Source organism: Pseudomonas multiresinivorans, from assembly GCF_012971725.1.
GTDB lineage: Bacteria > Pseudomonadota > Gammaproteobacteria > Pseudomonadales > Pseudomonadaceae > Pseudomonas > Pseudomonas multiresinivorans.
Map to the genome: position 1 here is coordinate 5098116 of NZ_CP048833.1, position 12490 is coordinate 5110605.

Here is a 12490-nt window from a genome sequence, read left to right on the forward strand (position 1 = left end):
CCACGCACCACCCGTTCAACAGGAGTGACCCCATGCCCCGTTTCTGCGCCAACCTGTCCATGCTGTTCACCGAGGTGGACTTCCTCGACCGCTTCGACGCCGCCGCACGCGCCGGTTTCAGCGGTGTCGAGTACCTTTTCCCGTATGACGTCGAGGCCGAGGTGATCAAGGCCCGCCTGGACGCCAACAAGCTCGAGCAAGTGCTGTTCAACCTTCCAGCGGGCGATTGGTCGAAAGGCGAGCGCGGCATCGCCTGCCACCCGGACCGCGTCGAGGAATTCCGCGCCGGTGTCGACAAGGCCATAGCCTACGCCAAGGTACTGGGCAACACCCAGGTCAACTGCCTGGCCGGTATTCGTCCGCAGGGCTACGACTGCGCGACCATCGAGAACACCTTCCTGAACAACCTGGAGTACGCGGCCGGCAAGCTCGAAGCCGCGGGCATCAAGCTGGTCATGGAAATGATCAACACGATCGACATTCCCGGCTTCTACCTGCAAACCACCCAACAGGCCCAGGACATCCGCGAGAAGGTCGGCAGCGCCAACCTGTTCCTGCAGTACGACATCTACCACATGCAGATCATGGAAGGTGACCTGGCGCGGACCATCGAGAAGAACCTCGCCTCGATCAACCACGTGCAGTTGGCCGACAACCCCGGCCGCCACGAGCCGGGTACCGGCGAGATCAACTACCGCTTCCTGTTCGACCACCTGGACCGCATCGGTTACCGCGGCTGGGTCGGCTGCGAATACAAGCCCAAGACCACCACCGAAGCCGGCCTTGGCTGGCTGAAGAGCCACAACGTCATCTGATTCGCCGGCCGGCGCGGTGGGTACGCACCGCGCCAGCCAGCCTAACAAGAACAACCAGGAGAATTCCTCATGGCCAAAATCGGATTCATCGGCACCGGCATCATGGGCCTGCCCATGGCGCAGAACCTGCAGAAAGCCGGTCACCAGATCTTCGTTTCTACCCACCACGATGCAGCCCCGGCTGCCCTGGTCGAAGGCGGTGCCATCGGCCTGGCCAATCCCAAGGAAGTGGCCCAGGAAGCCGAGTTCATCATCGTGATGGTCCCGGATACCCCACAGGTCGAAGACGTGCTGTTCCGCAAGGACGGCATCGCCGAAGGCGTAGGCCCGAACAAGGTGGTGATCGACATGAGCTCGATCTCCCCCACCGCCACCAAGACCTTCGCCGAGAAGATCAAGGCCACTGGCGCGCAATACCTGGACGCCCCGGTTTCCGGCGGTGAAGTCGGCGCCAAGGCCGCTTCCCTGAGCATCATGGTCGGCGGCTGCCCGAACACCTTCGAACGCGCCCTGCCGCTGTTCCAGGCCATGGGCAAGAACATCACCCGCGTCGGCGGCAATGGCGATGGCCAGACCGCCAAGGTGGCCAACCAGATCATCGTCGCCCTGAACATCCAGGCCGTCGCCGAAGCCCTGCTGTTCGCCGCCAAGAATGGCGCGGACCCGGCCAAGGTGCGTGAAGCGCTGATGGGCGGCTTCGCCTCCTCGCGCATCCTCGAAGTGCACGGCGACCGCATGGTCAAGGGCACCTTCGATCCGGGCTTCCGCATCAGCCTGCACCAGAAGGACCTCAACCTGGCCCTGGCCGGCGCGCGCGAACTGGGCCTGAACCTGCCCAACACCGCCAACGCCCAGCAAGTGTTCAGCACCTGCGCGGCCATCGGCGGCAGCAACTGGGACCACTCCGGCCTGATCAAGGGCCTGGAGCACATGGCCAACTTCTCCATCCGCAAGGACTGAAGAAGCATGTTCGTAGGATGGCGTGGAGCGCAGCGATACCCATCGATCCCGGCACCGCTGGGTGATGGGTATCGCAAGCTCCACCCATCCTACGAAAGCAAGTTGTAGGGCGCATAACGCCAACGGCGTTATCCGCCAGCCAGAGCAAGGTGACGGGCGAGGTTATGGGAGTGGCGTCGCCCGCCATGCTGCAAAGCGACTCGAACACCCGGCCGGTGGGAATCACGGCCTTGCCGGCCGGGGCGTTCGAATCCATCGCTGAGTCTCCTTTGCCAAGGAGATTGAGCCATGGATACACCACAACAAGAATCACGGGAGCCTGTCATGAGCCTGGACCCACGCGCCTTCCTGCGCGAGCTGTTCGACACCGCCATCGCCGCCGCGCATCCGGCCCAGGTACTGGCGCAGCACCTGCCCACCGATAAAGGTGGCCGCACCATCGTCATCGGCGCCGGCAAGGCCGCCGGGGCCATGGCCGAAGTCGCCGAGCAACACTGGAACGGCCAGGTCGAAGGCCTGGTCGTCGCGCCCTACGGCTACGGCGCGCAGTGCCGCAGCATCGAAGTGGTGGAAGCCTCGCACCCGGTGCCGGACGATGCCGGTGAACGCGTCGCGCGCCGCGTGCTGGAGCTGATCAGCGGCCTGTCCGAAAACGACCGGGTGATCTTCCTGCTCTCCGGTGGCGGCTCTGCCCTGCTCGCCCTGCCGGCCGAAGGCATCAGCCTCGACGACAAGCGCAGCGTGAACAAGGCCCTGCTGAAATCCGGCGCCGCCATCAGCGAAATGAACTGCGTGCGCAAGCACCTCTCGGCCATCAAGGGCGGCCGCCTGGCACGCGCCTGCTGGCCGGCCAGCGTGTACACCTACGCGATTTCCGACGTGCCCGGCGACGAGGCCACGGTGATCGCCTCCGGCCCCACCGTGGGCGACCCGACCACCTCGGCCGACGCCCTGGCGATCCTCAAGCGCTACGCCATCGAAGTCCCGGCGAACGTGCGCGCGTGGCTGGAAGACCCACGCTCGGAAACGGTAAAGCCTGGTGACGAATGCCTGTCGCGCAGCCACTTCAAGCTGATCGCCACACCCCAGCATGCCATCGACGCCGTGGCGGCCAAGGCCGAAGCCGCTGGTATTCCGACGCTGATCCTGGGCGACCTGGAAGGCGAGTCCCGCGAAGTGGCCAAGGTCCACGCCGGCATCGCCCGGCAGGTTCGCAAGTACGGCCAGCCGCTGAAGGCGCCGTGCCTGATCCTCTCCGGTGGCGAGACCACCGTGACCGTGCGCGGCAATGGCCGCGGCGGACGCAATGCCGAGTTTCTCCTCAGCCTCACCGCCGACCTGAAAGGTGAACCGAACATCTGGGCCCTGGCGGGGGACACCGACGGCATCGACGGCATGGAAAGCAACGCCGGTGCCCTGATGAGTCCGTGCAGCTACAGCCGCGCCACCAAGGCCGGCCTGAATCCGCTGCACGAGCTCGACAACAACAACGGCTACGGCTTCTTCGCCGAACTGGGCGACCTGGTGATCACCAAACCGACCCGCACCAACGTCAACGACTTCCGCGCCATCCTGGTCCTCGAGAACGACAAATGACTCCTGACAAGAAAGTAAAAATCCTCGCGACCCTGGGCCCGGCGATCAAAAGCCGCGACGACATCCGCGCATTGGTGGAAGCCGGCGCCAACCTGTTCCGCCTGAACTTCAGCCACGGCGAGTACAGCGACCACGCCCAGCGTTTCGCCTGGGTTCGTGAAGTGGAAAGTGAGCTGAACTACCCCATCGGCATTCTCATGGACCTGCAAGGACCGAAGCTGCGCGTGGGCCGTTTCGCCGAGGGCGCAGTCCAGCTGGAGAAGGGCCAGACCTTCACCCTCGACCTCAACGACGCACCGGGCGATGCCCAGCGCGTCATGCTGCCCCATCCGGAAATCATCCAGGCGCTGGAACCGGGCATGAGCCTGCTGCTCGACGACGGCAAGATTCGCCTGCAGGTGCTCAACGCCCACAGCGATGCCATCGAGACCCGCGTGATGAACAGCGGCGAGCTGTCCGACCGCAAGGGGGTCAACGTCCCGGAAGCGGTGCTCAAGCTCAGCCCGCTGACCGCCAAGGACCGCCGAGATCTTACGTTCGGCCTGGAGCTGGGCGTGGACTGGGTGGCGCTGTCCTTCGTGCAGCGTCCCGAAGACATCGAGGAAGCCCGTGCGCTGATCGGCGACAAGGCGTTCCTCATGGCCAAGATCGAGAAGCCTTCGGCGGTGCAGTCCATCGAAGCCATCGCACGCCTGTCCGACGCGATCATGGTCGCCCGTGGCGATCTCGGCGTGGAGATGCCGGCCGAAAGCGTGCCGGGCATCCAGAAGCGCATCATCCAGGTCTGCCGCCAGCTCGGCCGCCCGGTGGTGGTGGCGACGCAGATGCTCGAATCCATGCGCTTCTCCCCGGCGCCGACCCGCGCCGAGGTGACCGACGTCGCCAACGCCGTCAGCGAAGGCGCCGACTGCGTGATGCTCAGCGCCGAGAGCGCCTCGGGCCAGTACCCGCGTGAAGCGGTGGAGATGATGGCGAAGATCATCCGCCAGGTCGAAGCCGAACCGGATTACCAGGCAACACTGGAGATCAACCGCCCGGAGCCGGACGCCACCGTGTCCGACGCCATCAGCTGCGCGATCCGCCGGATCAGCCGCATCCTGCCGGTGGCCGTGCTGGTGAACTACACCGAGTCCGGTGCCTCGACCCTGCGCGCCTCCCGCGAGCGGCCCAAGGCACCGATCCTCAGCCTGACGCCGCAACTCAAATCCGCCCGTCGCCTGACCGTGGCCTGGGGCGTCCATTCGGTGGTCAACGCGCAGCTCGCCCATGTCGACGAGATCTGCTCCACCGCCCTGGACATCGCCCTGGCCCAGCGCATGGCGCGCCGTGGCGACACCGTGGTGATCACCGCCGGCGTGCCCTTCGGCCAGCCGGGCAGTACCAACATGCTGCGGATCGAGACGGTGGCGCCGGCGCTGGAAGTTTGATGCAAGCCTGATAGCCCCTCTCCCCAACCCTGGTTGGGGAGAGGGAAGCGAGCTGACAGGAGAAACACCGAGTTCAGGAGCCACGCTCAACAGCGTGCCTCCGCACCGAGTCACTCCCGGACGGACGGGGCCGGGAATACGGGGCCGCGTCCCCGTCCGTCCGGGTTTGACCTTGCTACTGAATACTCAAGCACCCAAGCCTGAGTCCCGAATGCTTGTCGGTCCATGGCCCCCACGCAGCAACTCCCAATGCTGGCCATGGAACTTTGAGGCTGTTGGCGGCGATCCCGCCGGCAGCCTCTTTTCTTTTTCCAACCCCGTGGCGCGGCCCCGTATGGCGGCGTCACAGAATGCTCACGCACTGCTCGTCGATGGGGCCACGATGCCCCGCACCTACCGAAGCGCTGCGGAGCCCCATTTAACCTGCCCTGTACCCACATGCACCTGAATCCCCTTTCCTGGAAACATCAGCTCCGCACCCGGCTGATCGGCTTCGGCCAGATCTACCTGCAGGCTGACGCCCGCTTCGGCCTGATCCTGCTGCTGACCATCGCCTGGTCCGCACCGCAGCTGCTGCCCGGCGCCTTGCTGGGCGCCCTGCTCGGCCCGCTCACCGCGCGCTTCGTGCGCGAACCCCAGGCGGACATCGACGCCGGCCTGCACGACTACAACCCGATCCTCATCGGCCTGCTGCTGCCCTTCGTGTTCCAGTGGTCGCTGGGGCTGGTGATGCTGACCATCGCCGCGATCCTCACCGGCGTGGCGGTGCAGGCCGTGCTGTTGCGGCAGTCACGCCAGCGCTTCGGCCTGCCGGCCTATACCTCGGCCTTCGTGCTGCTGGGCTGGGTGTCGGTGGCCCTGGGCAAGGCCCTTGGCTTCGCGCCGGCTGCCGCGACAGCCTGCCTGTCCTGCGGCACGGTGAACCCATTGCTGGACTCGACGACGCTGGGCTTCGGCGAGGTGATCTTCCTCGGCGAACCGCTCGCCGGCCTGACCATCGCCCTCGGCCTGCTGCTGGCGGATCGTCGCGCCGCGTTCTGGGCGCTGCTCGGCGCCGCGGGTGCCTTGGCCATCGCACCGCTGTTCGGCCTGCCTGCCGCCTCCGCTCAAGCCGGACTGCTCGGGCTGAACGGCGCGCTGGCCGGCATCGCCCTGTCGCTGCGCTTTCGCAGCCCCCTGGCGCCGCTGTGCGGCATCCTCCTGGCGGTGCTGCTGCAACCCTGCTTTGCCCTGGTCGGCCTGCCCGCCTTCACCGCGCCCTTCATCCTCGCCTGCTGGCTGGTGATCCTCGGCCAGCGCGTGCTGGATGTGCTGCTGAGCCAGGGAACGGAACGCACCCGGCCGCGTGTATAGTCGGGGCCTCTCCACTGGCGACGGACCGCGACCATGCACTTCGTGAAATACCAGGCACTGGGCAATGACTATCTGGTGTACGCCGGCACCACGCCTTTTGCCCTGACGCCGGCGCAGATCGGCCGGGTCTGCGACCGCCACCATGGCATTGGCTCCGACGGCATCCTGCTGGCGAATCACAGCGACAGCGCCTTCGGCCTGCGCATCCTTAACCCGGACGGCTCGGAAGCGGAGAAGAGCGGCAACGGCCTGCGCATCTTCTCCCGCTACCTGTGGGATTGCGGATTGGTCGCAGACCAGCCGTTCGAGATCGTCACCGCCGGCGGCACGGTCACCAGCCAGGTATCCGATGAAGGCCGCACCGTGGAAGTGTCCATGGGCCGCGCCGAGTTCGCCTGTGCAAGGATTCCGGTGCGGGTCGATGCCCCCGAGGCGCTGGGCTATCCACTGGAAATCGACGGCGTAGCGCTGGAGATCAACGCCGTTTCCATGGGTAATCCGCACTGCGTGGTCTTCGTCGAACAGACCAGCCCCGAACTGGCCCGCCGCTTCGGTCCGCTGCTGGAAAATCATCCGCTGTTCCCCCGGCGCACCAACGTGCAGTTCGTCCAGTGGCTCGCCCGCGATGCGCTGCGCGTGGAAATCTGGGAGCGCGGCGCCGGCTATACGCTGTCCTCCGGCACCAGCAGTTGCGCGGCGGCTTCGGTGGCACGCCGGCTCGGCCTGTGCGACGAACAGATCGAGCTGCACCTGGCCGGCGGTCGGCTGCACATCCGCGTCGACGACGACTTCCAGGTGACCATGCGCGGCGCCGTGCAGCGGGTCGCCGGCATCGACCTGGACCCGGAAGCCTTCGCCGACCTCGGCTGATTCCTCGGTTATTCCCGACGCGACCGGCATGGATCAATGCCGGTCCGCGCGCGGACATCCAGACTGCGACCTGACACCTGCCGAAGCAAAACCTGACCGATCAATCGACGGGTAACCGCGCATTTCCCGGCATCAGACGGCATAATCCGCGCCCTTTCGCACCCGGCCCGCCGGGGCGATCCCACTTCCAGCAGCGAAAGACGTCATGACGCTTCCCACTCCCACCCTGCTGCAGCGACTCAAGGGCACCAGCCTGGTCCTGCGGATCTTCATCGGCATGCTCTGCGGCATCGCACTTGCCGTGCTCTGGCCACAAGGCGCAGTTGCGGTCGGCCTGCTCGGCAAACTGTTCATCTCCGCCCTGAAGGCCGTGGCGCCGGTGCTCGTCCTGGTACTGGTGATGGCCTCCATCGCCAACCACAAGCAGGGCCAGCGCACCCACATCCGGCCGATCCTGATGCTCTACCTGATCGGCACCTTCTCCGCCGCGGTGGTTGCGGTGATCGCCAGCTTCGCCTTCCCGTCGAACCTGGTGCTGCATGCGCCCAGCAGCGAACTCGCCCCGCCCGGCGGCATCGGTGAAGTGCTGCGTTCGCTGCTGTTCAGCGTGACCACCAACCCGGTGAAGGCGCTGCTGGAGGCGGATTTCATCGCTATTCTGGCCTGGGCCATCGGCCTGGGTATTGCACTGCGCCACGCCCGCCAGACCACCCGCGACCTGCTGGATGACATGGCCAACGGCGTCACCCTGATCGTCCGCGTCGTCATCGCCTTCGCTCCGCTGGGCATCTTCGGCCTGGTGGCCGGCACCATCGCCGAATCCGGCTTCGACGCCCTGCTCGGCTACCTGCACCTGCTGGCCGTGCTGCTGGGCTGCATGCTGTTCGTGGCGCTGGTGGTCAACCCGCTGATCGTCTTCGCCAAGATCCGTCGCAACCCTTACCCGCTGGTGCTGATGTGCCTGCGCGAGAGCGGCATCACCGCCTTCTTCACGCGCAGCTCGGCGGCCAACATCCCGGTCAACCTGCAGCTGTGCCAGCGCCTGGGCCTGCACGAGGACACCTACTCGGTGTCGATCCCGCTGGGCGCGACCATCAACATGGCCGGCGCCGCCATCACCATCAGCGTGCTGACCCTGGCGGCGGTGCACACCTTAGGGATAACCGTGGACCTGCCCACCGCCATCCTGCTCAGCGTGGTCGCCTCGATCTGCGCCTGCGGCGCTTCCGGCGTGGCCGGCGGCTCGCTGCTGCTGATCCCGCTGGCCTGTGGCCTGTTCGGTATCTCCAGCGAAGTAGCGATGCAGGTGGTGGCGGTCGGCTTCATCATCGGCATTCTCCAGGACTCGGCCGAGACCGCGCTGAACTCCTCCACCGACGTGCTGTTCACCGCCGCGGCCTGCATGGCCGAAGGCGACGTGGACGAGCAGCAGGCGACCGAGCGCGCCTGATCCTCCCGGCGGGGCGGCACCAGCCGCCCCGCCGCATCTCGGCTAAGGTGACTGAACCCGTTCCGCGGATTCATCCATGGCCGACACCCAAAGCTGGCGCCAGCGCCTCTACGTCATCATCTTCCAGTCCGACACGGTCGCCGGCCGGCGCTTCGACAGCGCGCTGCTGATCGTCATCCTCGCCAGCCTGCTGGTGGTGATCCTCGACAGCGTTGACGAGATCAGCAACGCCTACGGCGGCCTGCTCAGCGACATCGAGTGGGTGATCAACGGCCTGTTCCTGATCGAGTACCTGCTGCGCCTGTACTGCTCGCCCAAGCCCCTGCGCTACGCCCTGAGCTTCTACGGGCTGGTGGACCTGCTGGCGGTGCTGCCGGGGGTGATCGCCATCTTCTACCCCAACGCCCAGTACCTGCTGGTGATCCGCATCGTGCGGGTGCTGCGCGTCTTCCGCATCCTCAAGCTGCGCCAGTACCTGCGCCAGGCCGACTTCCTGCTCACCGCCCTGCGCGGCAGCCGGCAGAAGATCACGGTGTTCTTCGTCTCGGTGATGAGCCTGGTGACGGTGTTCGGCTCGCTGATGTACGTGGTCGAAGGCCCCGAGCACGGCTTCACCAGCATCCCCCGCGGTATCTACTGGGCCATCGTCACCCTGACCACCGTAGGCTTTGGCGATATCACCCCGAAAACGCCGCTGGGCCAGGCCATCGCCAGCCTGGTAATGCTCACCGGCTACTCGATCATCGCCGTGCCCACCGGCATCTTCAGCGCCGAGCTGCACAACGCCATGCGCCAGGAACGCCCGCCAGGGCAACTGGACAAGCCCTGCCCGGCCTGCGCCAAGGCCAGCCACGAGGCCGAAGCGGCGTTCTGCTCGCGCTGCGGCAACGCGCTGTTCCCAAGGGCGGATGACACTGCCAGGGGCTGATCCCAGGTAACCGTTCGTCGCCCATCGCGGCATGAAATCACCCAGGCTCAACCCGTTGCCTGCGCCCCCTTCGTCACAAGCGCCATGGACGGACGCCATGGTGGCGTTCCGCAGTGTCGGTCGCCTTCCAGGCCCCGAGGTGAGCACATGCCCTTTCGACTCCACCCACTGATCCTCGCCATGACCGGTGCGCTGGCCAGCACCTCGCTGCTGGCCGCGCCGCAGGTGGCCGACAGCCGCATCAGCGCGGTGACCGTCTACACCGACCGCGCCATCGTCACCCGCACCGCCACCCTGCAGCTGCCCGCCGGCCAGCACGAGATCGCCCTGGAGCAGTTGCCCCTGCGCATCGATGACAACAGCCTGCAGGCCTCGCTCAGTGCCAGCGCCGCCGCGACCCTGCTCGACGTCAGCAGCGCGCCGCAGGTATCGCCGCCTTCGCAGGACAATCGCCTGCAGCAGCTGGACGCGCAGTTGCGCGACATCGAGCGGCAGGAGCGTGAAATCAGCGACCGTGGCAGCGTGCTGGAAAACCAGAAGCAGTTCCTCGCCGACATCCAGGCCAGCAGCACCAAGCCGGGCAAGAACCAGGCACTGCCGAGCATCGACGAACTGAAGAACCTGCTGCAGATGAGCGAGGGCAACCTGGGCCGCATCCTCGACGAGCAGCGCAAGCTCGACCAGCAGGGCGAGCAACTGCAGCAACACAAGCAGGAGCTGGAGAACCAGCGCAGCCACCTGGCAGGCGATGGCACCCACTACAAGCGTGCGATCCTGCGCGTGGCGCTGGAGAAGCCGGCACAAGTCCAGCTGCAGCTCAGCTATACGCTCTACGATGCCTCCTGGCGCCCTGCCTACGACGCCCGCCTGCGCGACGGTGAGGACAAGATCGAGATGACCTACCAGGGCATAGTCCGGCAGAGCAGCGGCGAGGACTGGACCGATGTCGACCTCACCCTGTCCACCGCTCGCCCCAACCTGGGCAGCAGCGTGCCGGCGCTGTCGCCATGGTTCGTCGACACCTTCGATCCACGCACGGTAATGGCCGCCCGCCCCGCTCCAGCACCAGCCGCGCCCATGATGGCGATGGAAGCGAAGAAGGCCCAGCGCTTCGCCGCCGACGAGATGGCCGTGGCCGGCTCGCTGGAAGAGATGCCCGTCGCGGTCGCCGAAGTCAGCGGTGCCACCACCAGCGCTTCCTTCCATATCCCGACCCGCGCCACGCTCAACAGCGATGGCAGCTCGCAGAAGGTTTCCATCGCCCAGTTCAAACTGCCGGCAACCTTCCGCTACCTGGCCACGCCGTCGCTGCGCGAAGCCGCGTACCTGCAGGCCGATACCCGCAATGCCAGCGACTACCCACTGTTGCCCGGGACCCTCAATACCTACCTGGGCAATACCTTCGTCGCCAGCGGCCAGTTGCGCGCGGTGATGCCGGGCGAGACCTTCGAGCTGGCCCTGGGCGGCGACGAGGCGATATCGATCAAGCGCAAGCTGGTCAACCGCTATACCGACTACACCGGCCTCACCGGCGGCCGCAAGCGCGTCACCTACGAGTTCCGCATCGACGCGCAGAACAACCACAAGACCGAGCAGCGCCTGCAGTTCAAGGACCAATTGCCGGTCTCGCGCAACGAGCAGATCAAGGTCGTCCTGCTGGAGCCCGAAGGCCAGGAGGCCAAGCGCGAAGACGATGGCAAGCTGCTGTGGGACTGGCAGCTGAAACCGGGCGAGAAACGCAGCACCACCTTCAAGTTCAGCGTCGAGTATCCCAAGGAGCTGGAAGTCAGCGGGCTGGAATGACGACTGCCGGAGCAGCCCTTGCCCGGCCGGCCTGCTAGGCTGCCGGGCAACTGTCCGCTTCGTGGCATGCGCAGTGGCGCGGTGCGGAAAACGGCTCGCCGCATAAGCAAATAGCCTTTAAGTATTTAATTGCCATATAACCTGTCGGCATAATCGACTCCCAACAACACTGCCAAAAGGAACTGCTCGTGAAACGTCTGTTCAGCGCCTCGCTGCTGGCCGCCGGCCTCGCCCTGGCCACCGCCGCCCAGGCCGCCCAGCCCCTGCTCAACGTCTCCTACGACGTGATGCGTGACTTCTACAAGGACTACAACGCCGCCTTCCAGAAACACTGGCAGGCAGAGAAAGGCGAGAAGATCACTATCCAGATGTCCCACGGTGGTTCCAGCAAACAGGCCCGCGCCGTGATCGACGGCCTGCCGGCCGACGTCATCACCATGAACCAGGCCACCGACATCGACGCCCTGGCCGACAATGGCGGCCTGGTGCCCAAGGACTGGGCGACCCGCCTGCCGAACAACAGCGCTCCTTTCACCTCCGCCACCGTGTTCATCGTGCGCAAGGGCAACCCGAAAGGCCTGAAGGACTGGGACGACCTGGTGAAGCCGGGTATCCAGGTCGTGGTGCCGAACCCGAAGACCTCGGGTAACGGCCGCTACACCTACCTCTCCGCCTGGGGCTATGCGCAGAAGCACGGCGCGGATGAAGCCAAGGCCAAGGAATTCGTCGCCCAGCTGTTCAAGAACGTCCCGGTGCTGGACACCGGCGGTCGCGCTGCGACCACCACCTTCATGCAGAACCAGATCGGCGACGTGCTGGTGACCTTCGAGAACGAAGCCGAGATGATCGCCCGCGAGTTCGGCCGTGGCGGCTTCGAAGTGGTCTACCCGAGCGTCTCCGCCGAAGCCGAGCCGCCGGTGGCCGTGGTCGACAAGGTGGTCGACAAGAAAGGCACCCGCGCCGAGGCCGAGGCCTACCTGAAGTACCTGTGGTCCGACGAGGGTCAGACCATCGCGGCGAACAACTACCTGCGCCCGCGCAACCCGGAAGTGCTGGCCAAGTTCTCCGACCGCTTCCCGAAAGTGGACTTCTTCTCCATGGTGAAGACCTTCGGTGACTGGCGCACCGTGCAGAAAACCCACTTCGCCGACGGTGGCGTGTTCGACCAGATCTATACCCCGAACTGATCGGGGAGCCTTGCCGCCAGAGATGGGCGCGCGTAGGAGCGGACTCTGTCCGCGATGGCTCCCGCGCGATGCGGACCTATCGCGGACGCAGTCCGCTCCTA

Annotated in this window: 10 protein-coding genes; all 10 read left to right on the forward strand. The window is 66.0% G+C overall.

Going from position 1 to position 12490, the window contains the following annotated elements; all coding sequences use genetic code 11:
• Positions 1-32 precede the first annotated feature (32 nt).
• The 10 genes from hyi to G4G71_RS23435 all read left to right on the forward strand — a co-directional run bounded on the left by hyi (position 33) and on the right by G4G71_RS23435 (position 12389).
• Complete coding sequence (gene hyi / locus G4G71_RS23390; protein ID WP_169940548.1) at positions 33-815, forward strand: hydroxypyruvate isomerase; 783 nt, start codon at positions 33-35, stop codon at positions 813-815.
• Between the two features lie 69 nt (positions 816-884).
• Positions 885-1775 (forward strand): 2-hydroxy-3-oxopropionate reductase, encoded by an 891-nt coding sequence (locus G4G71_RS23395; protein WP_169940550.1) that lies wholly within the window; start codon positions 885-887, stop codon positions 1773-1775.
• Between the two features lie 324 nt (positions 1776-2099).
• Positions 2100-3371 carry a glycerate kinase type-2 family protein gene (locus tag G4G71_RS23400; RefSeq protein ID WP_169940552.1) on the forward strand — a complete coding sequence of 424 codons (1272 nt, stop codon included), beginning with the start codon at positions 2100-2102 and terminating at the stop codon, positions 3369-3371.
• Positions 3368-4798, forward strand: a complete 1431-nt coding sequence (gene pyk, locus G4G71_RS23405) for a pyruvate kinase (RefSeq protein ID WP_054911140.1) — start codon at positions 3368-3370, stop codon at positions 4796-4798. Before G4G71_RS23400 ends, pyk begins: the two co-directional genes overlap by 4 nt.
• A gap of 438 nt (positions 4799-5236) precedes the next feature.
• Positions 5237-6151, forward strand: coding sequence for an urea transporter (locus tag G4G71_RS23410; protein WP_169940554.1), 915 nt, complete (start codon positions 5237-5239; stop codon positions 6149-6151).
• 33 nt (positions 6152-6184) lie between these two features.
• A complete protein-coding gene (dapF, locus tag G4G71_RS23415; RefSeq protein ID WP_169940556.1) occupies positions 6185-7021 on the forward strand; it encodes a diaminopimelate epimerase in 837 nt (278 codons plus the stop codon).
• A gap of 205 nt (positions 7022-7226) precedes the next feature.
• The gene (gene sstT / locus G4G71_RS23420) at positions 7227-8471 is read left to right on the forward strand and encodes a serine/threonine transporter SstT (protein ID WP_169940558.1); all 1245 of its coding nucleotides are present in this window, start codon (positions 7227-7229) and stop codon (positions 8469-8471) included.
• Positions 8472-8547: 76 nt separating this feature from the next.
• Positions 8548-9399, forward strand: a complete 852-nt coding sequence (locus tag G4G71_RS23425) for an ion transporter (protein ID WP_169940560.1) — start codon at positions 8548-8550, stop codon at positions 9397-9399.
• Between the two features lie 147 nt (positions 9400-9546).
• Positions 9547-11202 (forward strand): mucoidy inhibitor MuiA family protein, encoded by a 1656-nt coding sequence (locus tag G4G71_RS23430; protein ID WP_277352226.1) that lies wholly within the window; start codon positions 9547-9549, stop codon positions 11200-11202.
• A gap of 188 nt (positions 11203-11390) precedes the next feature.
• Entirely contained in the window at positions 11391-12389 is a 999-nt protein-coding gene (locus G4G71_RS23435) for a sulfate ABC transporter substrate-binding protein (RefSeq protein ID WP_169940562.1), read from the forward strand.
• The last annotated feature ends 101 nt before the right edge of the window (positions 12390-12490 follow it).

Excerpts from the sequence above, each read along its gene's own strand:
- G4G71_RS23395 (WP_169940550.1), top strand. The coding sequence starts at position 885 with ATGGCCAAAATCGGATTCATCGGCACCGGCATCATGGGCCTGCCCATG.
- pyk (WP_054911140.1), top strand. The coding sequence starts at position 3,368 with ATGACTCCTGACAAGAAAGTAAAAATCCTCGCGACCCTGGGCCCGGCG.
- G4G71_RS23430 (WP_277352226.1), top strand. The coding sequence starts at position 9,547 with ATGCCCTTTCGACTCCACCCACTGATCCTCGCCATGACCGGTGCGCTG.
- hyi (WP_169940548.1), top strand. The coding sequence starts at position 33 with ATGCCCCGTTTCTGCGCCAACCTGTCCATGCTGTTCACCGAGGTGGAC.
- G4G71_RS23425 (WP_169940560.1), top strand. The coding sequence starts at position 8,548 with ATGGCCGACACCCAAAGCTGGCGCCAGCGCCTCTACGTCATCATCTTC.
- dapF (WP_169940556.1), top strand. The coding sequence starts at position 6,185 with ATGCACTTCGTGAAATACCAGGCACTGGGCAATGACTATCTGGTGTAC.
- G4G71_RS23400 (WP_169940552.1), top strand. The coding sequence starts at position 2,100 with ATGAGCCTGGACCCACGCGCCTTCCTGCGCGAGCTGTTCGACACCGCC.
- G4G71_RS23410 (WP_169940554.1), top strand. The coding sequence starts at position 5,237 with ATGCACCTGAATCCCCTTTCCTGGAAACATCAGCTCCGCACCCGGCTG.
- sstT (WP_169940558.1), top strand. The coding sequence starts at position 7,227 with ATGACGCTTCCCACTCCCACCCTGCTGCAGCGACTCAAGGGCACCAGC.